The sequence below is a fragment of the Streptomyces sp. NPDC037203 genome (assembly GCF_055605065.1).
The window spans coordinates 805292-828533 of sequence record NZ_JBVJUC010000003.1 but is presented as its reverse complement, the minus strand read 5'-3'; the positions used below and the strand labels follow the sequence as shown (position 1 = coordinate 828533).

Below are 23242 nucleotides of genomic sequence, written 5' to 3'. Positions count from 1 at the left end.
CCACCGTCCAGGCGGAGCCGCAGCCGGTGGCCCCGCGCCGGTGGTGAGGCTCGGCGGACCGCGCGGGAAGCCTGGTGCGTGGGGCGCTGGTCGTCATGGCGTTCGGGCCGTCCGCCATCTCGCACCTCTCGTCGTCCCGCACCGGCCGCGGAGCCGGATGCTCCTACAGGTCGTAGGAGGAAGTTCCACCCTACGACGTGCAGGGTGAGAGGCGAGTGAGAAGACGCCTCCGTGCTCCGCAGGAGCGCTCGGCGGCGCCCCAGGCGAGGCGCCGCCGATCAGGTGCGTCAGCGCATGTCCGTGAGGAGAGTGTGGAGTTCGGCCTCCTGCTGCGCCGGCGACATCGGCGGGTTCGGATGGTCGATGCCGAAAGTCTTCAGGACCTGGTCCATCTGAGCGTCGAGGAACGTCCAGCCGGTGTTGTCCAGCGGCTGCAACGAGGCCTGGTCGGCATCCCAGAGATCGCGCAGGGACTGGGCGGCGGCGTGGGCCCCGGTCGCGTCGCCCGACCGTGCGTCCTTGAGCGAGGTGGATGCGAGCTTCCTGAGTGCGTCGACCTTCGCGGGCGGGAACTTCTTCACGGCCTGGCCAGGCGCGAGTTGAACGGTGGAGGTGGCGTCCGTCTCCGGCGCCGGGCCGACGTGCGGCTGGCTGTGAGCCCAGACCAGCAGGGCCGCCGTGGCGACGCCGAGGAGGCCGAAGCCCGCCAGCGCGATGCGCTCCCTGCGCGGGTCGGCGGTGATCTGCGGGGTGTGCGAAGCCTCGTAGGTCTCGGCCACGTCGGAGCGCGTCACCGTCAGGTAGACGACGGTCGCCAGGATCAGGCCGAGGAAGATCAGGCTGGTGGTGAAGGTGCCCAGCGCAAGGCCGGTCGGCTCGCCCGGCTGAGCGACCTTCGGGGAGGCGAGCCAGTCGCCGATGTTGGCGCCCAGCGGGCGGGTCAGGATGTAGGCGAGCCAGAAGGACAGCACCGGGTTCGCGCCGAACTTCCACAAGAGCGTGATCGCCGCGATAAGGCCGAGCGGCAACAGCACCGAAACCCCCGGACTCCACCCGGTGAGCTCCAGGGTCCAGTCACCGGTCGCGGTGCCGAGCGCGAAGGTGACGAGAACGGCGAGCCAGTAGAACGACTCACGCGGCAGCGTCGTGACCGAGTGGATCGAGAGGGTGCGCTCGCGCAGCCACCACACGCCGAAGACCACGGCGAGCAGGACCGAGAACACTGCGGAGCTGATCCACAGCGGCACGTTGAGCTGGTCGGTCAGGATGTCGGTGTAGAGCGTGCCCGTGACACTGACAACGACCACGGTGAGCCAGTACGGAAACGGAACGTACCGCTTCAGCCGCAACTGGACGCCCAGGACCACGACGAACACCGCGGTGAAGATCCAGGCCGTGTTCACCAGCCCGACGCCGAGCTTCATGTTGATCCAGTCGGCGAAGCTCTCACCGACGGTCGTGCACAGGATCTTGATCACCCAGAACCAGACGGTGACCTCGGGAACCTTGTTCAGCATCAGCCGCCCGCTGCGCTGCGCGCGGGCTTCGCTTGTCGTTGTCATGCGGCGAGGTTGGCTCGGCCAACCTGCACATAACCTGACTACGTGATCGCCTGCGGTGTGGGGAAGGTCACCTCGACGCGACCGTGACCATCCGCGATCGCACGGACCGCCACTCCCGCGGACGCGGCGAGACGCTTTACCACCGCCAGCCCCAACCCGTGCCCGCCGCCGCTGGTCACGCCCGCTTCGAAGACCCGGTCGACCTCTGCCGGATCGAACCCCGGACCGTCGTCGAGGACATCGATCACGACGCCCTCAGGCTGGACGCGCCCCGTGACCCAGACGCGTGAACTCGCATGCCGCAGGCCGTTCTCCAACAGGGGTGACAACACAGCCACTACGAGTTCGGTTGCCACAGCGACGTCGACGTCGGCAGGGATGGCGAGTTCGATCGAGCGACCGGCGATCGCCTGTCGCGCCGCCGCCCTGACATCGCAGCGGGTACCGCCGTCGATCCTCGTCCGGGCGGCACCCAGAATCGTCGTGATCGCCGTGTTCAGGCGGTCGACCTCGGTCAGCACAGACTCCGGTGCCACCTGGTGACCGGAGAGCTGCGCCAACTGGGCCTCGCCCCGCAGGGCCGTCAGGGGCGTCCGCAGCTCATGGGCGATCTCGTCGGTGAGCCGGCGCTCGTCCGCGAGCGCGTTGTCCACGCGGTCCAGCAGGCGATCGAGAGTTCGCCCGAGCTCTCCGAATTCGTCCCGCGGAACCCCGAGATCGAATCGGCGCCCGGCTTCCTGGTCGCCCCAGGCGTCGGCGAGGGCGGCCATCATGTGGACCACCCGCAACGCACGACTGACCACGATATGTGCGACGACGCCGGCGAGCAGGATCGAGATGCCGCCCAAGATGAGCGACATGGTCAGGCTGCGCTGCTCCGTCGTCTCGTACGGCGTCAGATCCACCCTCACGACCACCATGACGTGGTGGCCTTCCAGTCGGATCGGCTGGGCATACAGAAGGTCGCTGCCGACCGTGGTGGTCTGGGACCGTCCGGAGCCGACAAGCGCATCGACGCGGTCGAGGACGCTGCCCGGCACGATCCCGTCGATGAGGCGCCCATCGGCGTACACCCACGAGACCGTGTCCAGCGCTTCGTTGCCGCCCTCGATCAGCACCACATGGTCACCGCGTACGGCTACGTTCGCCGCCACCGCCTCCGCACGTGTGTGCGCGAGAGCGTTCGCGTCGGCGTCGGTCACCTGGCTCAGCAACACATGCGAGACCACCACCAGCACGGCGACCACCGCCGTCGCGATGAGAACCGCCAGCGCGACGACTCTCCCCCGGAAACCCGTCACTCCCATCGATAGCCCACCCCGCGGACCGTCGCCAACCGCTCGGCCACGCCCAGCGCGCCGAGTTTGGTCCGTAGCCGGCGGACGAAGGAGTCGAGAGTGTTGTCGCTGACCTGCGCGCCGTGCGGCCAACCCGCAGCGACGAGGGCCTGGCGGCGGACCGCGTCGCCCTGCGAGGCGACAAGCCTGCCCAACAACCGAAACTCGGTCGGCGTCAGACTCTGGCTCGTCGCACCGTGGCTCACGACGTGTTTCGCCGGATCGAGCAGGACACCCCTCGGCGGGGTCGTCGCGGTTGTTCGGCGCAGCAGGGCGCGGACCCTCACCAGCAACTCCGGGATGTCGAACGGTTTCGTCATGTAGTCGTCGGCTCCCGCCTCGAAGCCGCCCACCTTGTGCTGCATGCCGTCCAGAGCGGTGAGCATCAGCACCGGGGCATCGACGCCGCGTGCCCGCAGCGCCAGGCAGACATCCCGGCCGTCGGCGTCCGGGAGCCCCAGATCCAGGACGACCAGGTGAGGGGGCGGCTCAAGTTGCCGCAGCAGGCTGTCCGCGGTGGAAGCGACCGCGATCGTATGGCCGTCGCGCTCGAGTGCACGCTTGAGGACGTCACGGACCGCCGCGTCATCCTCACACACCACAATAGAAGCCACAGGCTGACCCTAGATGCTCCAGCGAACGTTCTCTGCTCTCCCTGCGGGTGCCGCCCGGCGCCCGCGGTCCCCCACCGTACGCCCTGTCTCTACGTGATGTAGTAGCCGTTCCGGGTAGCCTGTTACCCGAAGACGGCGAGGGAAGGCGGACGGTGGGGTGACGGGCCAAGGAGACGAGCAAGCCCACGAGGTGTCCGGCAGGCGAGCTCGCGGCCAACTGGAGAGCGATGTCCTTGCCGCCCTCTGGGCGGCAGACGGTCCGCGGACCGCGCGGGAAGTCCGGGAAAAGCTGCCGGGCGATCTCGCCTACACGACGGTACTCACCATCCTGTCCCGGCTGCACGACAAGGGCATGCTGGTACGGCACCGTGAGGGCCGTGGCTACGCCTACGCACCGGCCCGCGACGAGGCTTCGCACACCGCCCAGCGCATGCACTCCCTGCTGACGGGTGGCTCCGACCGTCAGGCGGTGCTGGCCCGATTCGTCTCGGAGCTGTCCGAACAGGACGAGCACCTGTTGCAGCAGCTGCTGTCCGGGCACGACGACGGGCTCCCCAAGAGCCGGCGCTCGCCCGGGAAGCGGTGAGCCGGTGCTGATCAGCGTCTACATCCCGTTCCTCGTCACGACGGCACTCGCCTTGCTCGCACCCCCCGTGGCGCACCGACTGCCCCCGCGCCCGGCTGCCCTGGCGCTGGCCTGCGCCGCGCTGGTGACGGCGGCCGGGTGGGCGGGATCCCTCGCCCTGCTGGCCTTCACCGGCGTGGCGCAGATCCCGCAGATCGCCGAGGAGGGCCGCTGGTCCGTGTCCGCACTGCGCTCCCACGACCCGGTCTGTGCCGTGGTCGCGGCCGTCAGCACCCTGCTGCTCGCGGCGTGTGTCTTCTCCCTCGGCGTGGCCGCCGTCCGGCAGGGCCGCCACCTGCTCCGGGCCCGGCGGGAGTGCGCCGAGCTGCCAGGGGACACGGAACTGGCCGTACTCGATGACGATGTCCCGCTGGCCTTCGCACTGCCCGGAGCACCGGGCCGGATCGTCGTCTCCCGCGGAATGCTGTGCTGCCTCGGCGACGCCGAGCGCGCGGCACTGCTCGCCCACGAGCGGGCGCATCTGCGCGGGCGTCACCACATCTTCCAGAGCGTGTGGCGACTCACGGCCGCATTGAACCCGTTGCTGCGGCCGGTGGCCGTCGCGGGCAACTTCGTCCTGGAGCGCTGGGCCGACGAGGAGGCCGCCGAGCGGGTCGGTGACCGTACGGTCGTCGCCCACGCCGTGGGCCGCGCCGCCCTCGCATCGGCTGGTGCGTCCCGTCCCGCCGCGCTGGCCGCGACCGGCGGGGTGGTGCCCCAGCGGGTACGGGCCCTGCTCGCCCCGCCGCCCGCCCGCCGCAGCCTGCCCTTGCTGGCGGGCGGCCTGCTGCTGGCCGTGTGCTGCGCGAGCCTGGCCAACGCCGCCTCGGACAGCGACCGCATGCTGGACAGCGCGCAGTGGGCACTGTGCAGGGCACATGCCGACACCCCCACCGCCGCCGCGCCGGCCGGTCACGACGATGCCCCTCGGCACGGACCGGACGGCTGTCGTGCCGTCCTGGATCGTCCGGAGCACGGAGAGCGGCACTTCTGACCTGACCGATCCTCAGCCCCCGTCGCGCGGTCGCCGAGGCGAACCGGGCAAGAGCACAGTGAGGGCGCCCCGCGCATGGCGCATGGGAGAGCCGGCCGCCGCCCAGCGAGAAGGCCGACTCACCGGCGAGCGTGATGGCGGCGCCCCGCCCCGCGCCGGTACGCATCGACTCGGCGATACCCGCGACCCCGATCGCCTTCCACGCCGAGTCCGCGTCCACCGATCCCGGCGGGCCCGCAGGGCGGCACCTCCGCGACGAGCTTCTTGACGACCTCGGCCGCGGCGAAGGCCGTGAGGACGGCGACCGGCGCGGCCGACGCGACGGTCATCGCCTGCGGGCCACGGCGCCCTGCGGTCCACCAGACCGTGATCATGAGGATGCCCCGAGGCCATTCGATCGCCCCTCCCCTCGGCGACGACCATTCTTCTACATCTCGTAGTAACTTGACCGGCGCCAACCGGGCGCCGGGGCCAGAGTGCCAACCGATCCCCACCCGGTGATCATTCCCTAAGCTCTACATCATGTAGTAGCTTCCTTTCTCGGCACCACAGCGGTCGAGTCGTGGCCCTGGCCCGCGCACAGGCGCGGCCTCGGCCTGCCCGCAGCGCCGTCCGGGCCGGGGCATGCCCGGCGTGCCCCGTAACCCATCAGGAGGCGATCCACCGTGGTCCACCGTGACGACCTGGTGCCGGCGTCGGCACCCTCGCCGTCCCCCGCACCGCCGCAGGGCGATACCGGGCGGATCGCGATCATCTCGGCCGGCGTCGGTGCGGGACACGACGGTGCGGCGGCGGGGCTGGCCGAGCGGCTGGCCGACCATGGGTACCTGGTGGACCGGCACGACTTCCTCGAACTGCTGCCCACCGGTACGGGCCGGCTGCTGCGCGGCACTTACCACCGCATGCTGACCTGGATGCCGGACGGCTACCAACGCCTGTACGCGGCCACCGACCGGGCCGCGCGCCCCGGTGCGGTGTGGCGGGCGCTGTTCCGCGCAGCCGAGCAGCGCACCCTGCGGGCGCTCGCGCCGGACACCCGCGCGGTCGTCTCGACCTACCCCGGCGCCAGCCAGGTCCTCGGCGCGCTGCGCCGGCGCGGCAAGCTGACGGTGCCGGCCTTCACCTACCTCACCGACTTCTCCGTCCACGCCCTCTGGGTCGCCCCCGGCATCGACGCCCACCTCGCCGTGCACCCGGTGCCGGCGGCTCAGGCCCATGTACAGGGCGCGGCCGCCGTCACCGTCGCCGGTCCGGTCACCGATGCCCGCTTCACTCCCGCCACGGACGGGCAGCGGACTGCCGCCCGCAAGCGGTTCGCCCTGCCCGCGGACGCGTCCCTGGCCCTGCTGGTCGCCGGGTCGTGGGGCGTCGGACCGGTGCGACGGGCCGCCGCGGAGATACGGGAGACCGGGGTCGCGGTGCCCGTGGTGGTGTGCGGGCGCAACGAGTCCCTCGTGGAAGATCTGCGCGGGGACGGCGTCGAGCACACTTTCGGCTGGGTGGACGACATGCCCGAGCTGATGCACGCCTGCGACGTCCTGGTGCAGAACGCGGGTGGACTGACCTCGCTGGAGGCGTTCGCCGCCGGGCTGCCGGTGGCCAGTTACCGCTGTATCCCCGGTCACGGCCAGACCAACGCGGAAGCCTTGGACGAGGCGGGCCTGGCGGCCTGGATCCGCGACCGGGCGGACCTCGGCCCGGTGCTGAACGAGCTCCTCCACGGGCCGCGCGGTCGGGCGCAGCGTGCGATGGGACTCGACCTGCACCGCCTGGCTCCCGGACCGGTGACCTCCATCGCCGCCAGAGCCGTGCCTCGTCCCGCGCCGGACGCGCAGCCCCCGGCGAGGCGCTTCGCCGGCCGACGGCGCATCGCCCTGACGGCCGTCGCCGTGGCGGCCACGGCCGGTCTGGGCGTCGCCGCCCCGCTGGCATGCGCCTCCACCGAGAAGACCCCCGCCCGTTTCACCGCCGTCGCCCACTACCTGGATGGAGACGGACGATGACCCCGGCCCGTCTCGCCCGTGCCACGGCGCTCGCCTCGGCCGCGGCGGTGCCCGCCCTCGCGGCTTTGCACGCGGCACCCGTGATCTCCACGTTCGGGCCGGTGCGCAACGCGGCCATGCCGCGCCTGGCCGGCCGGGGCCGGCCAGATCACGTAGCGCTCACCTTCGACGACGGTCCCGACCACCGGTCCACCCCGCGCTTCCTCGACTTCCTCGGCGCTCGCGGGCTGCGGGCCACCTTCTTCCTGCTCGGTTCCATGCTGACCGGCTCACCGGGGCTGGCCGAGGAGATGGCTGCGGCCGGGCACGAGATCGCCGTCCACGGCTGGCACCATCGCCCGCTGCTGCTGCGCGGTCCCCGTGCCGCCTGGGAGGACCTCGCCCGCGCACGCGACGCCGTGGCCGAGGTCACCGGCAGGCCACCCGTGTTCTTCCGGCCACCGTACGGAGTGATGAGCACCGCCGCCCATCTGGGTTGCCGCCGCCTCGGCCTGACTCCCGTGCTGTGGACCTGCTGGGGAGAGGACTGGCGCAGGCGGGCCACTCCCCAGTCCGTCGAGCACACCGTCCTGACGGACCTGCGCGGTGGCGGGACCATCCTGCTGCACGACTCCGACTGCACCTCCGCCAACGGCTCCTGGCGCACCACCCTCGCCGCGTTGCCCCGCATCCTCGACACGTGCCAGGAACGCGGCTGGCAGGTCGGCCCCCTGCGCGAACACGGCGTCCCCGGCCTGCCTCGCCGGTGAACGCCCCGCCCGGCGCCGGCTGCACGCGGCTGCGACCGAACGCATCACAGGTCGGGCTGCCGCTCTTTGGCCGGCCCGACCGAAGCAAAGGGTGAGCTGGTCACAGGTGTCGGTTCCGCGACGCGGCTGCGCCGACGGGTCCGGCTCGCGAACGAGACGGAGAGCGCGAGCGCGGTGACGAACGAGATGACGCCGCCCAGGACCAGGGTGAAGCGGGCTCCGAGAGCGTCGGACACCAGACCGACCAGCGGTGCGCCGACGGGGGTGCCGCCGAGGAGGACGAGGAAGTACACGGACAGGACGCGACCCCGCAGCCGGGGGTCGGCATGGAGCTGGATCAGCGCGTTGGCGGTGGTGGTCACGGTCACCGCGGCACATCCGGTGAAGAACAGCAGGACCAGGAACGAGCCGTAGCCCGGCATGAGCCCCTGCGCGGCTTCCAGCACCCCGAAGCCGATCGTGGTGGAGGTCAGACGGCGTGCGGTGGGGGGCTTGCGCTGGTTGGCCCAGTACATCGCGCCGAGGAGGCTGCCCAGGGCGTAGGCGGCGGAGAGGCAGCCGAACGTGGCGGCACCCGTGTGGAACACCGTGATGGCGACGAGCGAGATGGTGACCTGGAAGTTGAGGCCGAAGGTGCCGACGAAGGCGATGAGGCTGATCGGCAGGAGCAGTTCCGGGGTGGTGGCGATGTGGCGGAGGGCCTCGCGGACTCGGGCGGGGCCCGGTCGCGCGCGGACGGAGGCGTCCGGCGCGTCGGTACGGATGGTGATCAGGCCGTAGAGGACGGCCAGGTACGAGGCGGCGTTCAGGAGGAACACCGGGCCGGTGCCGAAGGCTGCGACGGTCAGGCCGGCAAGGGCCGGCCCCGCGGCGCGGGCCACGTTGAACTGGGCGGCGTTCAGACTGACCGCGCTGGCCGTGCGCTCGCGGGAGACGAGTTCACTGATGTAGGCGTTGCGGGCCGGACTGTCCACGGCGGTGGCGGTGCCGAGGGCGAAGGCCAGTACGTAGAGGGACAGCAGGTTGACGGCTCCGGTGACCGTGAGCAGTCCCAGCAGGAGCGACTGGGCGGCCATCGCCGTCTGGGTCCAGAGCAGCATCCGTCGCCTGGGATACCGGTCGGCCAGCACGCCTCCGGTCAGGCCGAGCAGGGTCTGCGGCAGGAACTGCAGCGCGGTCACCATGCCGACCGCGCTGCCGCTGTTGCCGGTGGTGTGGAGGACGAGCAGGTCCTGGGCGGCGCGCTGCATCCACGTGCCGATGTTGGAGACCAGCTGTCCGAACAGGTAGCGCCGGAAGCCGCGGACCGCGAGTGCGTGCGTCACCGGCAGGCGAACGGCGGCGCTCATGACGTCCGACGGGCATACGTGTCGCCTGCTACGGGCACGCCGGCGTCGTCGAGGTGATGGAAGGTCGGACGGGGGTGCATGAGGAACGCGTGGTGGGAGATGTTCCACGCGTAGGCGCCGGCCATGGCGAAGGCGACACGGTCGCCGACGCGCAGCCGTTCGGTCATGACCCGGCTTGCCAGCACATCCTTGGGCGTGCACAGCTGTCCGACCAGCGTCACCGGCTCGTCCCGGACCTGCGGACGGTTCCAGGGCCGCAGCCAGGTGTCGTCGGCGATCACCTCGAAGGGCTGGTCGTGCTGTTTCGCGGCCGGGGTGCGCAGGTGGTGGGTGCCTCCGCGCAGTACGGCGAACGCGTGCCCCCGGCTGAACTTGATGTCCAGGACCTGGGTGACGTACCAGCCGCAGTACGCCGTGACCGAGCGGCCGGGCTCGATCCGCAGGGTGAGGTGGGGGTGGCGGGCGAGGATCCTGCGCAGTCCGGCGCCGAGAGCGGGCCAGTCGAACGTCCTGAGCGGATGCGTGTAGTCGACGCCCATACCGCCGCCGACGTTGACTTCGCGCAGGTCCACCCCGCGGTCGCGGGCCCAGTTCCCGGCCCAGGCAAGGATCTTGTCGACGAGCTGAAGATGGGGCTGGGCCTCGAGGCCGCTGGCGAGGTGGAGGTGGAGGCCACGCAACCGGACGCCCGGAGCCGACTCCATCACCTCCAGGCAACCGTCCAGCTGAACCGGATCCATGCCGAACGGCCCGCCGCCCATGGCCAGGGCGACTCGGCCCACGTCGACGGGCAGGTTGACGCGCAGCAGGACGTCCACGGTCCGGTCGCCCAGCAGGGTGGCCAGCAGACGGAGTTCGTGTTCGCTCTCGATGTGCAGGCGCTCGGCTCCCGCGTCCAGTGCGCGGGTGAGCTCCTGCTGCGTCTTGCCGGGACCGCCGAAGGCGATCGGTGCGCCCGGCACGACCGCGCGGACATGGTCCAGTTCGCCGCCGGAGGCCACCTCGAAGCCGTGGACGTGTTCGGCGAGGGTGTACAGGATCCGGGGGTCGGAGTTGGCCTTGGCCGCGTACAGCAACTCGACGCGGTCCGGCAGTGCGGCCCGGATCATGCGCACGTGTTCGCGCAGGTCGGGCAGGTCGTAGACGTAGGCGGGCAGATCGTCGTCGGGCAGTGCGGCGACGAGGTCGTACGCCTCGGGCCTCATCGGACCACCTCGCGGGGGAAGTCCGCACCGAGCGGGCTGGGCAGGGGCACGTAACCGGCGTGCCGGTCGGCCTTGCGGGACCAGCGCAGCAGCAGGTTGGCCTTGGCCGGCAGCGGTACGCCGGACAGCAGGGCACGCAGGCGCGGCGGTTCGGCGGCGGTTCGGGCGTAGTCGGCGAGGTGGTCGCGGACCAGGCCCCACAGCGCGGGTTCCAGCGTCGGGTCGAGATCGGCCAGCGCGCTGAGCACTTCGGCGGTGTGGTTGACGAGGAGGCAGTACGCGACCCGGTTCCAGCCGTGTTCGGGATCATAGGTGAGGGAAGCGCGCACGTCGTCCGGGAGTTCGTCGAGGGCCTGCCGGTGACGCCCGGACAGGAGCTTGGTGCCCTCCAGGTCGCGGAAGAACATCTGCGCCGGCGTGCCGTCGGCCTCGACTCCGACGACGACGTTCTGCAGGTGGGGTTCGAGCACGACGCCGTGTTCGAAGTAGGCGGCCAGTACCGGCGGGAGCAACAGCCGGAGGTACGCGTCCCACCAGGCCAGGATGTCGCCGTCGCCGCGGTCGAGCAGCTGGGAGACATGGGCTGCGCTGGTCGGATACTCGTCCGCCACCGCGGCGGCGAGCAGGGGTGTGACCCCGGCACGCAGATGGGGGCGCAGGCCGGAGCGGACGATGACGCCGAAGCCTTCCAGGAGGGCGGTGTCGCCGGCCGTGTCGAGGGTGCGGTAGCCCGGCTCGGCCAGGAGCGCGCATCGCGGGAAGCGGTCGGTGAGCCGGGCGAAGACGGGCTGGAGCAGCCGGTTGAGTGCGACGGCACCGGACAGCTCGTAACTCGCGTGCCTGCGGACGCAGTTGGTGAGGCGGACGTTGAGGCTGAACTTCAGGAACGCGTCGGTCTCCGGGGCGTACAGCGTCCGCACCGATGCGGTCGGCACCAGCTCCGGTCCGCCCGAGCCGGTGTCCACGATGTCCCCGGCCCCGACCGCCTCGCGCAACCGGGGGTGCTCCTTCAGCAGCCGGTACTGCCAGGGGTGTACGGGGAGTACCGCGAACTCCGGGTCGGTCACCGGGTGCAGTACGTCCAGCGCGTGCAGCTCCCCCTCCTCCCGTACGAGGTGGCTGCGCACCGCCAGGTAGCGCAGGCGGAAGCTGGTGCCGGTCTCCGGGCCGTACACCAGCCAGTCCGCCGGGTCGCCGGTACGGGCCTTGGGCGTGGGGTGGAAACGGTGGCCGAACACCAGGGACTGCTCCGAGGCCACATACGGGTCCGTGGCCGCCCGGACACCCGCCCGCTCCTCCAGTACGACGCGGATCGTCTCCCGGCTGTCCGCCACCTGGCCCAGGAACTCCTCGTTGGCCAGACCCGTGCGCTGTTCCAGTTCGTCCTGGATGCACCGGGCCAGCTCGCGCCAGTCCACGGTCACCCAGGTGTCGCCGTCGAGCCGCTGCACCGAGTCCTGGAAGCGATGCGCTCCGAGCAACGAGGTCCGACGCAGCGCGGCACGCAGCAGAAGGCCCCGGCGGGGCAGTCGCAGCAGGAGGTGGTCGTCGACGACCGTCACCTGGTGCTCGGGGGCGGACACCTCGCGGACCAGGCAGTTGAGCAGCGTGTGGGTCGTGACGAGGTCGGCCGTCCGCGACGGCTCTGTGGTCGGGGAAGGGACGGTGGTGGCGCCAGCGGTGTGGGGGGCCGTGCCGGTGGTCATGTGGTCGCTCCAGTGGGACAGCGGTCGGTGCCGGAGGTCAACGGCACAGCGCGAGGGGGTTGGGAACGGACGTCCATTGCGCGGCGCCCGGGTTCTCGGACAGACGCATGGCGATGGTCGCCTTGAGCGGCATCGTGTCTCCGAAGAACGCTGCCGCGTCCTCCTGGTCCGGCAGGCTCGCGAAGACGCGGCGTCCGGCATCGGCGACCGTGCCCCACAGCGCTCGTGGATCAGCCGTCCGGGCCCGGCTGAGGACATCGACGAGTTCGCTGAAAACCCCGCTGATCAGGGCGCCGAAGAGTTTGGTGCGCAGCGCGTCGACGTCGTCGCCGGCGCGGGTGCCGAGCAGCGGCGGCAGCGTGAAGCCGCATCGGGCCAGGCGGCGCGGGCTGACCCGTACCCCGTCCAGGTCCCGGTACAGCACCCGCACCGGCCGCCCGTCGCGCAGGACGACCAGGGTGTTCTGGCCGTGTGCCTCCAGTGCCACCCCCATGGACAGCAGCGTCAGGGCCGGGGGCAGGAGGAGATCGGCGAGGTCCGCCAGCCAGCGCACCGGGTCCCCCGACACCATGGCGGCTCCGGTCGCGTGCACGGCCGTGAGCGGTACCGCGATCTCCCCGGCGTCGAGGTGGCACTCGGTCGATTCGCGGATCATGGTGGTGAGGCTCGCGGAGGGCTGTCCGTCCACGCAGACCGAGCCGCCGCCCAGTTCCCGCAGGACGCGCAGGCTGCCGCTGTGTCCGGCCTTGTCGGTGACGGCCGTGACCAGGTCGGACAGCGGGGGTCCGTCGGCGACCTCGGCCGGGGAGATGGTGCGCCGGTAGTTGGTGACCTGGACGTCGAGCGCGGTCTTGATGTGGCAGCCGGGCAGGGCGTCCAGCGGTGCGAGGGTACGCAGCGACAGCAGGGGGCGGGCTGGGATCGTCTCCTCCACGACGGCCAGGTCGGGGTGGTGCCCGAGCAGGTGGTCCCGCTGCCAGGGGTGCACCGGCAGCAGGTAGGTGTCGCCGTCGCGCAGGGTTCGCGGCCAGTCGCCGGCGCCCTGCCAGCGGTCGGCCGGGACCCGGACCAGGGCCAGCGGGACGACCGGGTGGTGTTCGGGCGCGTAGGCGAGCACGTCGGTGACGGACATGCCGGTGCGCGTCCGGCAGCAGGGGTGCTGCGGGTGCCCGTCGACGACCGCCTGCTCGGCATCCGCCGAGTCGGCCGGAGTGGCCTTCCGGTCCGCGTTCGCGGCTCTTGCCAGGGCCAGGTTGACGACGCTGTTGTCGAGTTCGGCCGCGAGTCGCTCCGCCGCGGGGCTGCGCAGGCCCAGGTGTGACAGCAGCCGGGCCGGGTCGCTGATCGGACCCTCCGGTCCCGACACGGCGAAGTCCTGCGGAACCTCGGCGAACGGCCGGGCGCCGGCCTCGGCCGCCGAGAGTGAACCGCCCCGCCGCAGCTCGACCACCAAGGATGCGGCCTCACGGCGACGCGCGCCCACACCGGGCAGGGGTTCTCGTGCGAAGGCACCCCACAGACGGCTCAGCACGGTCGCGCGTGCTCCCGGCAGTGCGATCGCGAAGGGTTCCGCCAGGTCCGGGCGGATGCGGCGCAGATCTTCCATGGGCATGTAGAGTTCCTGGATTTCGCGGTGACGGGTTGTCCGGTGGTGCTCCGGTGGCACCGACCGCACAACCGACGCTACGGGAAGACGATCAAGGGAATTGCCAGAGCGAATACAACGGGAAGTCCGGGATTCCCCCGAAGCGGCGTTTCGCCTTGCGCGATCGCGGCCGATCCGCCGAGGAGGACGCCGCGGCCTGCAAACTGACCTTGGATCAGGTTCCGGCTGCCACCTGGGAGAACGAGTGCCGGCGTCCGATCCCCTGACTCCTTGTTTACTCCGTGCTGGCCAGTTCCTTGATGTCGTTAACACGGCGCGCTTCGGCGAATGAGCCGACCGTGGAAGATCACTGGCTCGGGGGAGCTTGCGGCGTTTGCGCCACGCGCGGTGGCCGCCGTCTGTGAGCCTTTCGGCATGCGTGTCTTGCTGATCGAGGACGACGACCGGGTGGCCGGGCCGTTGGCGGAGGGGCTGCGCCGTTTCGGGTTCACCGTGGAACACGCCAGAACGGGGGCCGAGGGCCTCGCCGCGCCGGAGGTGGCGATGGTGCTGCTGGACCTGGGGCTGCCGGACATGGACGGCATCGACGTGTGCCGGACGCTGAGATCCCGCTCGTCCGTACCGATCATCATGATCACGGCCAGGGACGACGAGGTGGACCGTGTGCTCGGGCTCGAACTGGGTGCGGACGACTACGTCTCCAAGCCGTTCGGCGTTCGGGAGCTCGTCGCCCGTATCCGTGCCGTCACCCGCCGCGCCCGAGCAGCGGTTCCGGACCCGCAGGGTCAATCTTCGAACCCAGCGGACGGGCTGAGTCATTCCGGGACACCCGATGTCCAGCGGATCGGCCCTCTGACCGTCGACCGTCGCGCCCGGCAGGTACACCTGCACCAGTCGCCCATCGCCCTCGCGCCCAAGGAGTTCGACCTGCTCACCTGCCTCGCCACGGACCCCGGCGCCGTCTGCTCCCGCCGGCAGATCCTCGACACGGTCTGGGAACCCAACTTTTTCGGCCCCACCAAGACCCTGGACGTCCACATCGCCGCGCTGCGGCGCAAACTGGGCGACGCGTCCTGGATCGAGAACATCCGCGGAATCGGCTTCCGCCTCGTCCCCCCGGCACATCTCGACGCCACGCCCGCCGCGGTGCAGACGCGCGGCGGAGAGATCCGGTGACCCGTCGCATCCTGCTCAGCCACCTGAGCCTGATACTGCTCGTCCTGCTCGCGCTCGAAGTGCCCTTCGGCGTCCTCTACGCCCGCAGCGAGCTGTCCCGCTATGCGCGCACAGCGGAGCAAGGGGCGATGACCCTCGCCGAGGTCTGCGAGGACAAGATGGAGCACGGGCTGACAGCCGACCTGCCCGACCTCGCCCGCGCCTACGGGCGGCGGACCGGCGGCACCGTGCTCGTCACCGACCGCCGAGGCATCGTCCTCACCGACACCGCTGCCCGCGCCATGGTCGGCAAGGACCTGTCCGCCGAGCCGGACATCTCCACGGCACTTCACGATCACCGCGCTGTCGGGACGCGCAAAGCTCCTCGCACAGACGGTGAACTCCTTTTCGTCACCGTCCCCGGCGGGTCCGATGCCGCCGTCGCCTGCGTGGTGCGAACGGTGTATGCACTGGACCCGCTCAGAACGAGGGTGCACACCGCCTGGCTGGTCCTCCTGGCGGCCGGCCTGGGGGTCCTCGCCGCCGCCTCCCTGATCGGGTTCACTCTTGCGCGCTCGATCACCCGACCCGTTCAGGCCCTGGAACGCGCCACAGCTCAACTCGCCGAAGGCCGGATCACCGATCCGCCGGCCACCGACCACGGGCCACCGGAACTGCGTCGGCTCGCGGCGTCGTTCACGCGGACCGCGACCCGGCTTCAGCACCTGCTCCAGGCTCAGCAGGCGTTCGCCTCCGACGTGTCACACCAGCTGAAGACGCCCCTGACGTCTCTACGACTGCGCCTGGAGAACTTCGAGCCGCACCTCGCCCCCTGCGCACAGGACAGCCTCGACAAGGCACTCGTGGAGCTGGAGCGCCTCAGCCGCATGGTGCAGGGGCTGCTCGCTCTCGCACGGATGGAGAACGCCGAGATCCGGGCAGAGGCAGCCGACCTCGACAGCGTCGTCGCCGATCGCGCGGGCATCTGGACCGCCTTCGCCGACGAACAGCAGGTCGACATCATCGTGTCCGGAGGCACGTCCGTTCCGGTCTTGGCTGTCCCCGGCGCACTGGAGCAGATCCTCGACAACCTGCTCTCCAACGCGCTCCGCGTGTCCGCACCGGGAACCTCCGTCACGCTGTCCGTCGTCACCATTCCCGGACAAGGTCCCCGCATCCCGCCCATGGCCGAGCTGCATGTGATCGACCAGGGCCCCGGCATGACAGAGGCCGAACGCCACCGGGCCTTCGACCGGTTCTGGCGAGCTCCCCATGCCGACCACGACGGCACCGGCCTCGGTCTGCCCCTGGTCCGGCACCTGGCCCGCGCCGGAGGCGGCGAGGTCACCCTGGAGACGGCCCCCGGCGGCGGACTCGACGCCGTCGTCCGCCTGCGGCACGTCGAATGCCGCACCCAGCAGGATCGCCTTGTCACCGCAGCGGACGTCGACTCGGCAGCGCGATCGACACCTGCGCGGTGATCATGCTCGCCCACGCCGTCGTCGCCGTCGCCGCCGTCGCCGAGCAGCGGGAAGGGCGACGCCTGTTCCGGGACCCGGACGCCCGCGAAGCCGAAGGCGTGGTCCGGCCCCAGTCCGTCGGTGGCCCGCAGCACGGCTTCGGCGCACCGTCAGGGGGCGAGCGCGAGGTCTGCGCCGCACGGGAGGGAGACGACGGTGTCCTCACGGGCGATCGTGTACGGGGACCGGCCACGGTCGTAGTCGACGCCGCGAGGAACTCCATACGCGAGTCGATCGCGGCCCCCGGCCGATTGACCGTTCGCGCGTCGGCGGGATTTCATGAGGACCATGTCCAGCGGCGCGTCCCACACGAGTGATCCGGTGCTTTTCCCCGCCACCCCCGAGGAGTGGGAGAGGTGGCTGGAGGACAACCACGCGGTGGTCACGGGGATCTGGCTGAAGCTCGCCCGCAAGGGCGTCGCCGGGCCCGGCGGGGTCGACTACCAGGGCGCGCTGGAGTCGGCGCTCTGCTTCGGCTGGATCGACGGCCAGAAGCGGAAGCTGGACGAATGCCACTGGCTGCAGCGCTTCACCCCCCGGCGGCCCACCAGCCGGTGGTCCCAGGTCAACCGGGAGAAGGCCACGCGCCTCATCGAGGAGGGCCGGATGCGGCCCGCCGGGCTGCGCGAGGTGGAACGGGCCCGCGCGGACGGCCGCTGGGCGGCGGCCTACGCAAGTCCGCGCGCGGCCACCGTGCCCGACGACCTCCGGGCGGCCCTGGACGCCGTCCCGGCAGCCGCCGCGTTCTTCACCGCCCTGGACGGCCGCAACCGCTACTCGGTCCTCCACCGGATCGAGGAGGCGAAGAAGCCCGAGACCAGGGCGGCCCGCATCGCCCGGTTCGTCACCATGCTCGCCGAGGGGAAGAAGCCGCACCCCTAGGGCCACGGCTTGCCGCCGGTGCCACGCCTCCAGCGCCGCCACCGCCTCCACCGCTTACGATGCGGGAGCAAAGCCTCATCGAGCCGTATACCGACGTCGACTGGAGCGGTCATGACCGGTGGCCCCGAACCGATCAGTGCCGAAGCGCGGCGTGCGCTGGAGCAGGAGCTCGCGGATCTGCGGGAGGAACGGCGGATGGTCGCCGGGACCCTGAAGGACGATCCCGAGGTGGGTGACCAGGCCGACCAGGCGGACGAGTTGCAGCGGGTGGACCAGCTCGACCGGCTGGACCGGCGGATCGCCGACATCACCGAGCGGCTGCACGAGGCGGATCAGGCCGGGCCCGCGCGCACCGATGTGGTCGGGGTGGGCAGCACGGTCACCGTGCGGTTCGCGAACGGCTCGGTGGAGACGCTGTCCATCGGCGAGGGTGCCGAGGCGCTGGACCAGAACCTGGTCACCGAGGACAGCCCGCTCGGCCGGGCGCTGCTCGGCCGCCGGGCCGGGGACAGCGTGCGGTACGACACTCCGGACGGCCCCGCGAGCGCGGTGGTGGAGTCGATCGGCGGCTCGTCCGCGTAGGAACGCCGGGCAGCCGTAAGGGGGCCGGGGGGCCGGTCAGCTCTCGGGCTTGCGGACCGAGCAGTGCAGGGTGTCCTTCGCGACGTCCGCGACGATCGTGTCCCCCGGCTCGGCCTCGCCGCTCAGCAGCAGCGTGGCGATGCGGTTGTCCAACTCCGCCTGGATGGTGCGGCGCAGCGGTCGGGCGCCGAACTCCGGCTGGTGGCCATGGGCGATGAGCAGCTTCTTCGCGGCCTCGGTGACCTCCAGCTTCATGCCCTGGGCGTGCACCCGGCGCTTGCTCTGGTCCAGCAGGTGGTCCACGATCTGCGACAGGTCGTCCTCGGTGAGCCCGTGGAAGATGATGATGTCGTCGATGCGGTTGAGGAACTCCGGCAGGAAGCGGCCCCGCAGGTCGTCCATCAGCTCGTCCTTCAGCTCGGACACATCGCCCTTGTGGTCGAGGATGCGGTGCGCGCCGATGTTGGACGTCATGATGACGACGCAGTGCCGGAAGTCGACGGTGCGGCCCTGGGAGTCGGTGAGGCGGCCGTCGTCCAGGATCTGGAGCAGGGTGTTGAAGACATCGGGGTGCGCCTTCTCCACCTCGTCGAACAGCACGACGCTGTACGGCTGCCGGCGTACCTTCTCGGTGAGCTGGCCCGCCTCCTCGTAGCCGACGTATCCGGGCGGCGCGCCGACGAGGCGGGCGACGGTGTGCTTCTCCTGGAACTCGCTCATGTCGAAGCGGACCATGCGGTCCTCCTCGCCGAACAGCAACTCGGCGAGGGTCTTGGCCAGTTCGGTCTTGCCGACACCGGTCGGGCCGAGGAACAGGAAGGAACCCACGGGCCGGTTGGGGTCGCCCATGCCGGCGCGGTTGCGTCGTACGGCCTGCGACACGGCGGTGACCGCCTCGTCCTGGCCGACGATGCGGGCGTGCATCTCCTCCTCCAGCTTGAGGAGTTTCTCCTTCTCGCTGGCGGTGAGCTGGGAGACGGGGATGCCGGTGCGCCGGGAGACGATGTCGGCGATGTCGGCGGCGGTGACGGAGACGACGCCCTCGCGGCGCTCCTCGATGCCGGCGAGTTCGGCCTCCGTCTCGGCGATCTCCCGCTTCAGTTCCGACGCCCGCTCGAAGTCCTCGGCGGACACGGCCTGTTCGAGTTCGCGGCGCAGCTTGGCGATGCGGTCCTCGCGGCTGACGACCTCGGTGGAGCGGCCGGCGCTGCGCAGCCGTACCCGCGCGCCGGCCTGGTCCAGGACGTCGATGGCCTTGTCGGGCAGGAAGCGGTCGGTGATGTACCGGTCGGACATCTCGGCGGCGGCCACCAACGCGCTGTCGTCGAAACGTACTTGGTGGTGTGCCTCGTAGGCGTCCCGCAGCCCTTCGAGGATCTGCACCGTCTCGTCGACGGTCGGCTCGGGCACCATCACCGGCTGGAACCGGCGCTCCAGGGCGGCGTCCTTCTCGACGTACTTGCGGTACTCGTCGATGGTGGTGGCGCCGACGACGTGCAAGTCGCCGCGCGCCAGGGCGGGTTTGAGCATGTTGCCCGCGTCCATGGCACCCTCGCCGGTGGCGCCGGCGCCGACGACCGTGTGCAGTTCGTCGATGAAGAGGATGATGTTGCCGCTCGCGGCCTGGACCTCCTCGATGACCTTCTTCAGCCGCTCCTCGAACTGGCCCCGGTACTGGGCGCCCGCCACCATGCCCGACAGGTCGAGCGCGACGACCCGCTTGTCCTTGAGGGTGTCGGGGACCTCGCCGGCCACGATGCGCTGGGCGAGGCCCTCCACGATGGCGGTCTTGCCGACGCCGGGTTCGCCGATCAGCACGGGGTTGTTCTTCGAGCGCCGGGACAGGATCTCGACGGTCTGCTCGATCTCCTCGGCGCGGCCCACCACCGGGTCCAGCTTGCCGGCCTTGGCCTCGTCGGTGAGGTCGCGGCCGAACTCGTCCAGGGTGGTGGCCGGCTGCTTGCGCTCGGCCGGCGTGTTCTCGCTGCGGGCGGCCTGTTCGGCGAGGCCCGAGAGCTTGCGCGCGTCCATGCCCTCGGCCCGCAGCAGCCGGGCGGCCCCGCTGTCGCTGTCACCGAGCAGCGCGGCGAGGATGTGCTCGGGACCGATGTACGACACCCCGGCCGCCTGCGACTGGGCGTAGGCGGCGCCGAGGGTGCGCTTGGCCGCCGGGGTGAGGCCGGGCTGCGCGGAGGGCTGGCCGGACTCGCGCGGCAGCACCTTGGCGATCTCGGCCGCGAGGCTGTCGGGGTCCACGTCCACCTGGAGCAGCAGCCGGCGTGAGGGCTCGACCTTGGTGGCCGCCCACAGCAGATGCTCCGTGTCGAGGTCGGAGGTGCCGTCCTCGGCGGCCCGGCGCGCGGCCAGGTTGAGGAGTTCCTGCGACGACTCCGTCAGCAGCCGCCCGATCGGCACGCGCTGCACCGCGGGCGGGGAGGAGGCCGGCGACATCCCGAAAAAACGATTCAGCAGATCGCTGAAGGGGTCCTGGGAACCGAAGGGGGTGCCGAACGGCATCGACATGAGAACTCCAGGGGCGCAAAGGGGGTCAGTACTCACTGAACCCCGGCGCCGAGTGGCCCGCAAGCGGAGGCCGGGCGGGGGGATCGTCGAGGAAGTCGAGGGTCGGCACATGGAAGAGACAGCCCGTGACCGGCACGGAGAAGTCGAGGATCCGGTCGTGCGACGCGGTGTCCCGGCCGAGGAACATGTTGCGCAGCATCGACTCCGTGACCTCGGGGGTGCGGGCGTAGCCGATGAAGTAGGTGCCGTACTCGCCCTGCGCGATGTTCCCGAAGGGCATGTTCTCGCGCACGATCTTGCGTTCGTCGCCGTGCTCGTCGGTGACGGTGTTGAGGGCCACGTGGGAGTCGGCGGGTTTGGCGTCGTCGGGGAGTTCGATGTTGGCGAGTCTGGTGCGCCCGATGGCCTTCTCCTGCTCCTCGACGGACAGGGCGTTCCAGCCCTTCATGTCGTGCAGGTACTTCTGCACGGTCACATAGCTGCCGCCGCGGAAGTCCGGATCCTCGTCGCCGATGAAGACCGCGTCGTCAGCGACCTGGCCCTCGGGGCTCTCGCTGCCGTCCACGAAGCCGAGCAGATCGCGTTCGTCGAAGAACTTGAAGCCGTGCACCTCGTCCACCACGGTGGCCGCGCCGTCGAGTCGCTCGGCGAACTGCCGGGCCAGCTCGAAGCAGAGGTCCATGCGGCGGCAGCGGACGTGGAAGAGGAGGTCGCCCGGAGTGCCGGGGGCGTGGTGGCGGGGGCCGTTCAGCTCCCTGAAGGGGTGCAGATCGCGGGGGCGCGGCCCGCTGAACAGCCGGCTCCAGGCGGCGGAGCCGATGCCGACGACGCAGCTCAGCTCCTCGGGCGGAGCGCGGAAGGCGATCGAACGGCGCAGCGCGGACACGTCCTGCAGCAGGTCCCGGACGGTGTCCTCGCCGCCCTGGTCGACGGTGACGACGAGGAACACGGCGGCCCTGGCGGGCGGGACGACGACGGGCTGCGACTCGGGCACGGGGACCTGCCTCCTCGTACGGGACGGAGCCGGACCGTTCCAGCATGGCGCGGCCCCGCGCGCTCGGCAGGTCGGCGGGCCGGTGGGGGCATAGCGTGAGGGGGTGCGCGACCGGGTGACCTGCGTCCACCGGGTGACCGACGCCGACACCGCGCGGGCGCTGGGCAGCGGCGAGGTGCCGGTGCTCGGCACGCCCCGGCTGATCGCGTGGCTGGAGGCGGCGACCGTGCGCGCCGCCGCGCCGTTCACCGGTCCGGGCGAGACCACCGTGGGAACCGCCGTACGCGTGCGGCATCTGCGCGCGACGCCGGTCGGCGGCCGGGTCGAGGTGACGGCGGATCCCCCGGCCCGGACGGGCGCGGGGCGGCTCACCTTCGCGGTGCGGGCCGTCGACGGGCGGGGCCTGCCGGTCGCGGAGGGCGAGATCGAGCGGGCGGTCGTGGACCGGCGGCGGTTCCTCCGCGGCGGCCCCTGACCCAGGCCGGGTCACACGGGGGCGTGCCCCGCCAGGTAGTCGCGCACGGCCACGGGCAGCGCGATGTCCGCAGTCTGTTCGACCGGCGTCCAGCGGATGTCCCCGGGCGCGAACCGGGCGCCGTCCGAGGGGTCCTCGCTGAGGAGCTGGCAGGGCACGGCCGCGGTGCCGTCCAGCGCCGGGGAGCCGTCGGCCAGGTAGCCGGTCGTCTCGTAGACGACGCGGGCGGCGGTGGCCTGCGCCGTCTCGGCGGGCTGCGCGCTGCCCGCCGGCAGCGTCCAGGCGTCGGCCTCCCGGACCAGCAGCAGCCGTCCGTCGTACACGACGACGGCCTGTACGGCGTTCTCCATGCGCTTCCTCCCCCTGGCCCGGCTCCCGCGGTCGCTGCTGGCCTACCCCGGCGGGCGCCCCCGCACACGGGTCAGGCGGTGTCCGCGGGCCGGTACAGCACCGGCAGATCGCCGGGCCGTACCCGGACGGTCACCGGCAAGGTGGCCTCCACCTCGCCGTCGGCGCCGTAGGGGACGGGGCCGGCGGCCTCGATGCGCAGCTCCTTGGCGCGCAGGACGCGGACTTCGGGGCGGCGGATGTGGGCGCCGGTCTTCAGTTCGTTCATCAGGGTGAAGAACAGCCGGCGGGGCGCCTCCTTGATCATCACGATGTGCAGCAGGCCGTCGTCCACGCGGGCGCCGGGGGCGATCCGCCGACCGGAGCCGTAATAGGGGGAGTTGGCGGCGACGACCGTGTAGCCGCGGTGGGTGTGCTCCTCGCCGTCGACGGTGACGCGGTAGTCGGCGGCCCGCCAGGTGGTCACCGCGCGCAGGCCGCCCGCGTAGTAGGCGGCGGCGCCGCGCAGCAGCCGGGTGTGGTTGGCGTGCCGGTTGGCCAGCGCGTCGACCCCGGCGTACACGCTGCCGAGGACCACGGCGCGCCGGTGGACGGCGGACTCCACCTCGATGGTGTCGACGGGCCGGGGCTCGGCGTGCAGCAGGATGCCGGCGAGCGCGGCGGGGTCGGCCGGCAGATCGAGGGCGCGGGCGAAGTCGTTGCCGCGGCCGGCCGGTACGAGGCCGAACACGGTTCCGGTGCCGCTGAGCGCGCCCCCGATGCCGCCGGTGATGCCGTCGCCGCCGACGGCGAGCACGATCCGGCCCCGCTCACCGGCCCGGCGGGCGATGTTCCGCGCGTCGGCCAGGCTGTGGCTGTACTCGGTCTCCAGACCGGCCCCGGCCTCCCTGAGCAGACGGGCCACCTGGAGCAGCGTGGCCGCCGCGGTGGAGCCGCCCGCGGTCGGGTTGACGACGGCGGTGAACTGGCGCATCGGGGGTGCCTCCGGGGCAGGCGGTGGATGGGGTCGGTCG

General features: G+C 71.6%; 21 protein-coding genes. 10 read left to right on the top strand and 11 right to left on the bottom strand.

The features are described from left to right. Nucleotides 1–287 precede the first annotated feature (287 nt). From ACZ7EC_RS12980 to ACZ7EC_RS12970, 3 genes are read right to left on the bottom strand one after another with little or no spacing between them, the layout of a single operon-like run. The gene (locus ACZ7EC_RS12980; RefSeq protein WP_471061790.1) at nucleotides 288–1562 is read right to left on the bottom strand and encodes a COG4705 family protein; all 1275 of its coding nucleotides are present in this window, start codon (nucleotides 1560–1562) and stop codon (nucleotides 288–290) included. Between the two features lie 38 nt (nucleotides 1563–1600). Continuing rightward, nucleotides 1601–2869 (bottom strand): sensor histidine kinase, encoded by a 1269-nt coding sequence (locus ACZ7EC_RS12975; RefSeq protein WP_471061788.1) that lies wholly within the window; start codon nucleotides 2867–2869, stop codon nucleotides 1601–1603. Then, nucleotides 2860–3513: a response regulator transcription factor gene (locus tag ACZ7EC_RS12970; RefSeq protein ID WP_471061785.1), complete on the bottom strand. Its 654-nt coding sequence runs from the start codon at nucleotides 3511–3513 to the stop codon at nucleotides 2860–2862. The genes ACZ7EC_RS12975 and ACZ7EC_RS12970 overlap by 10 nt, the downstream gene beginning before the upstream one ends. 157 nt (nucleotides 3514–3670) lie before the next feature. Here ACZ7EC_RS12970 and ACZ7EC_RS12965 point away from each other — a divergent pair, with 157 nt between their 5' ends. The 4 genes from ACZ7EC_RS12965 to ACZ7EC_RS12950 all read left to right on the top strand — a co-directional run bounded on the left by ACZ7EC_RS12965 (nucleotide 3671) and on the right by ACZ7EC_RS12950 (nucleotide 7884). Then, nucleotides 3671–4099 (top strand): BlaI/MecI/CopY family transcriptional regulator, encoded by a 429-nt coding sequence (locus tag ACZ7EC_RS12965; RefSeq protein WP_471061783.1) that lies wholly within the window; start codon nucleotides 3671–3673, stop codon nucleotides 4097–4099. 4 nt (nucleotides 4100–4103) lie between these two features. Further along, on the top strand, nucleotides 4104–5132 hold the full coding sequence (locus ACZ7EC_RS12960; RefSeq protein ID WP_471061780.1) for a M56 family metallopeptidase: 1029 nt from the start codon (nucleotides 4104–4106) through the stop codon (nucleotides 5130–5132). A gap of 665 nt (nucleotides 5133–5797) precedes the next feature. Continuing rightward, nucleotides 5798–7135, top strand: a complete 1338-nt coding sequence (locus ACZ7EC_RS12955; protein WP_471061777.1) for an MGDG synthase family glycosyltransferase — start codon at nucleotides 5798–5800, stop codon at nucleotides 7133–7135. Continuing rightward, a complete protein-coding gene (locus ACZ7EC_RS12950) occupies nucleotides 7132–7884 on the top strand; it encodes a polysaccharide deacetylase family protein (RefSeq protein WP_471061774.1) in 753 nt (250 codons plus the stop codon). Before ACZ7EC_RS12955 ends, ACZ7EC_RS12950 begins: the two co-directional genes overlap by 4 nt. A 44-nt stretch (nucleotides 7885–7928) precedes the next feature. On the opposite strand, the gene ACZ7EC_RS12945 is transcribed toward ACZ7EC_RS12950, so the two are convergent. Genes ACZ7EC_RS12945 through ACZ7EC_RS12930 form a run of 4 tightly spaced genes read right to left on the bottom strand, consistent with a single transcriptional unit; the run spans nucleotide 7929 to nucleotide 13756 of the window. After that, nucleotides 7929–9233 (bottom strand): MFS transporter, encoded by a 1305-nt coding sequence (locus ACZ7EC_RS12945; protein ID WP_471061771.1) that lies wholly within the window; start codon nucleotides 9231–9233, stop codon nucleotides 7929–7931. Continuing rightward, a complete protein-coding gene (locus ACZ7EC_RS12940; protein ID WP_471061769.1) occupies nucleotides 9230–10438 on the bottom strand; it encodes a type III PLP-dependent enzyme in 1209 nt (402 codons plus the stop codon). Before ACZ7EC_RS12940 ends, ACZ7EC_RS12945 begins: the two co-directional genes overlap by 4 nt. Then, nucleotides 10435–12144 carry an IucA/IucC family protein gene (locus ACZ7EC_RS12935; protein WP_471061766.1) on the bottom strand — a complete coding sequence of 570 codons (1710 nt, stop codon included), beginning with the start codon at nucleotides 12142–12144 and terminating at the stop codon, nucleotides 10435–10437. Before ACZ7EC_RS12935 ends, ACZ7EC_RS12940 begins: the two co-directional genes overlap by 4 nt. Before the next feature lie 37 nt (nucleotides 12145–12181). Beyond that, nucleotides 12182–13756 carry an IucA/IucC family protein gene (locus ACZ7EC_RS12930; protein ID WP_471061764.1) on the bottom strand — a complete coding sequence of 525 codons (1575 nt, stop codon included), beginning with the start codon at nucleotides 13754–13756 and terminating at the stop codon, nucleotides 12182–12184. 408 nt (nucleotides 13757–14164) lie between these two features. On the opposite strand from ACZ7EC_RS12930, the gene ACZ7EC_RS12925 reads away from it, so the two are divergent. The 5 genes from ACZ7EC_RS12925 to ACZ7EC_RS12905 all read left to right on the top strand — a co-directional run bounded on the left by ACZ7EC_RS12925 (nucleotide 14165) and on the right by ACZ7EC_RS12905 (nucleotide 17889). Further along, nucleotides 14165–14926, top strand: a complete 762-nt coding sequence (locus ACZ7EC_RS12925) for a response regulator transcription factor (protein ID WP_471061761.1) — start codon at nucleotides 14165–14167, stop codon at nucleotides 14924–14926. Continuing rightward, the gene (locus ACZ7EC_RS12920; protein WP_471061758.1) at nucleotides 14923–16386 is read left to right on the top strand and encodes a sensor histidine kinase; all 1464 of its coding nucleotides are present in this window, start codon (nucleotides 14923–14925) and stop codon (nucleotides 16384–16386) included. The genes ACZ7EC_RS12925 and ACZ7EC_RS12920 overlap by 4 nt, the downstream gene beginning before the upstream one ends. Next, entirely contained in the window at nucleotides 16383–16742 is a 360-nt protein-coding gene (locus tag ACZ7EC_RS12915; protein WP_471061755.1) for a hypothetical protein, read from the top strand. The genes ACZ7EC_RS12920 and ACZ7EC_RS12915 overlap by 4 nt, the downstream gene beginning before the upstream one ends. Beyond that, entirely contained in the window at nucleotides 16714–17307 is a 594-nt protein-coding gene (locus ACZ7EC_RS12910; RefSeq protein WP_471061752.1) for a YdeI/OmpD-associated family protein, read from the top strand. Before ACZ7EC_RS12915 ends, ACZ7EC_RS12910 begins: the two co-directional genes overlap by 29 nt. A 111-nt stretch (nucleotides 17308–17418) precedes the next feature. Next, a complete protein-coding gene (locus ACZ7EC_RS12905; protein WP_471061749.1) occupies nucleotides 17419–17889 on the top strand; it encodes a GreA/GreB family elongation factor in 471 nt (156 codons plus the stop codon). Nucleotides 17890–17925: 36 nt separating this feature from the next. On the opposite strand, the gene ACZ7EC_RS12900 is transcribed toward ACZ7EC_RS12905, so the two are convergent. Both ACZ7EC_RS12900 and ACZ7EC_RS12895 read right to left on the bottom strand, forming a co-directional pair. After that, complete coding sequence (locus tag ACZ7EC_RS12900) at nucleotides 17926–20412, bottom strand: ATP-dependent Clp protease ATP-binding subunit (RefSeq protein ID WP_471061748.1); 2487 nt, start codon at nucleotides 20410–20412, stop codon at nucleotides 17926–17928. A 25-nt stretch (nucleotides 20413–20437) separates the two neighbouring features. Beyond that, on the bottom strand, nucleotides 20438–21406 hold the full coding sequence (locus tag ACZ7EC_RS12895; protein ID WP_471061745.1) for a Dyp-type peroxidase: 969 nt from the start codon (nucleotides 21404–21406) through the stop codon (nucleotides 20438–20440). A 103-nt stretch (nucleotides 21407–21509) separates the two neighbouring features. On the opposite strand from ACZ7EC_RS12895, the gene ACZ7EC_RS12890 reads away from it, so the two are divergent. Further along, on the top strand, nucleotides 21510–21881 hold the full coding sequence (locus tag ACZ7EC_RS12890) for a thioesterase family protein (protein ID WP_471061744.1): 372 nt from the start codon (nucleotides 21510–21512) through the stop codon (nucleotides 21879–21881). 11 nt (nucleotides 21882–21892) lie between these two features. On the opposite strand, the gene ACZ7EC_RS12885 is transcribed toward ACZ7EC_RS12890, so the two are convergent. Together ACZ7EC_RS12885 and ACZ7EC_RS12880 are read right to left on the bottom strand one after the other, a co-directional pair. After that, nucleotides 21893–22231: an NUDIX hydrolase gene (locus ACZ7EC_RS12885; RefSeq protein WP_471061742.1), complete on the bottom strand. Its 339-nt coding sequence runs from the start codon at nucleotides 22229–22231 to the stop codon at nucleotides 21893–21895. Between the two features lie 71 nt (nucleotides 22232–22302). After that, complete coding sequence (locus tag ACZ7EC_RS12880; RefSeq protein WP_471061740.1) at nucleotides 22303–23202, bottom strand: diacylglycerol kinase family protein; 900 nt, start codon at nucleotides 23200–23202, stop codon at nucleotides 22303–22305. Between the last annotated feature and the right edge of the window lie 40 nt (nucleotides 23203–23242).

What these genes read in the sequence shown, in the direction of transcription:
- ACZ7EC_RS12980 (WP_471061790.1), bottom strand. Translation starts at nt 1,562, where the DNA reads ATGACAACGACAAGCGAAGCCCGCGCGCAGCGCAGCGGGCGGCTGATG.
- ACZ7EC_RS12975 (WP_471061788.1), bottom strand. Translation starts at nt 2,869, where the DNA reads ATGGGAGTGACGGGTTTCCGGGGGAGAGTCGTCGCGCTGGCGGTTCTC.
- ACZ7EC_RS12950 (WP_471061774.1), top strand. Translation starts at nt 7,132, where the DNA reads ATGACCCCGGCCCGTCTCGCCCGTGCCACGGCGCTCGCCTCGGCCGCG.
- ACZ7EC_RS12945 (WP_471061771.1), bottom strand. Translation starts at nt 9,233, where the DNA reads ATGAGCGCCGCCGTTCGCCTGCCGGTGACGCACGCACTCGCGGTCCGC.
- ACZ7EC_RS12940 (WP_471061769.1), bottom strand. Translation starts at nt 10,438, where the DNA reads ATGAGGCCCGAGGCGTACGACCTCGTCGCCGCACTGCCCGACGACGAT.
- ACZ7EC_RS12935 (WP_471061766.1), bottom strand. Translation starts at nt 12,144, where the DNA reads ATGACCACCGGCACGGCCCCCCACACCGCTGGCGCCACCACCGTCCCT.
- ACZ7EC_RS12930 (WP_471061764.1), bottom strand. Translation starts at nt 13,756, where the DNA reads ATGCCCATGGAAGATCTGCGCCGCATCCGCCCGGACCTGGCGGAACCC.
- ACZ7EC_RS12925 (WP_471061761.1), top strand. Translation starts at nt 14,165, where the DNA reads ATGCGTGTCTTGCTGATCGAGGACGACGACCGGGTGGCCGGGCCGTTG.
- ACZ7EC_RS12910 (WP_471061752.1), top strand. Translation starts at nt 16,714, where the DNA reads ATGTCCAGCGGCGCGTCCCACACGAGTGATCCGGTGCTTTTCCCCGCC.
- ACZ7EC_RS12905 (WP_471061749.1), top strand. Translation starts at nt 17,419, where the DNA reads ATGACCGGTGGCCCCGAACCGATCAGTGCCGAAGCGCGGCGTGCGCTG.
- ACZ7EC_RS12900 (WP_471061748.1), bottom strand. Translation starts at nt 20,412, where the DNA reads ATGTCGATGCCGTTCGGCACCCCCTTCGGTTCCCAGGACCCCTTCAGC.
- ACZ7EC_RS12885 (WP_471061742.1), bottom strand. Translation starts at nt 22,231, where the DNA reads ATGGAGAACGCCGTACAGGCCGTCGTCGTGTACGACGGACGGCTGCTG.
- ACZ7EC_RS12880 (WP_471061740.1), bottom strand. Translation starts at nt 23,202, where the DNA reads ATGCGCCAGTTCACCGCCGTCGTCAACCCGACCGCGGGCGGCTCCACC.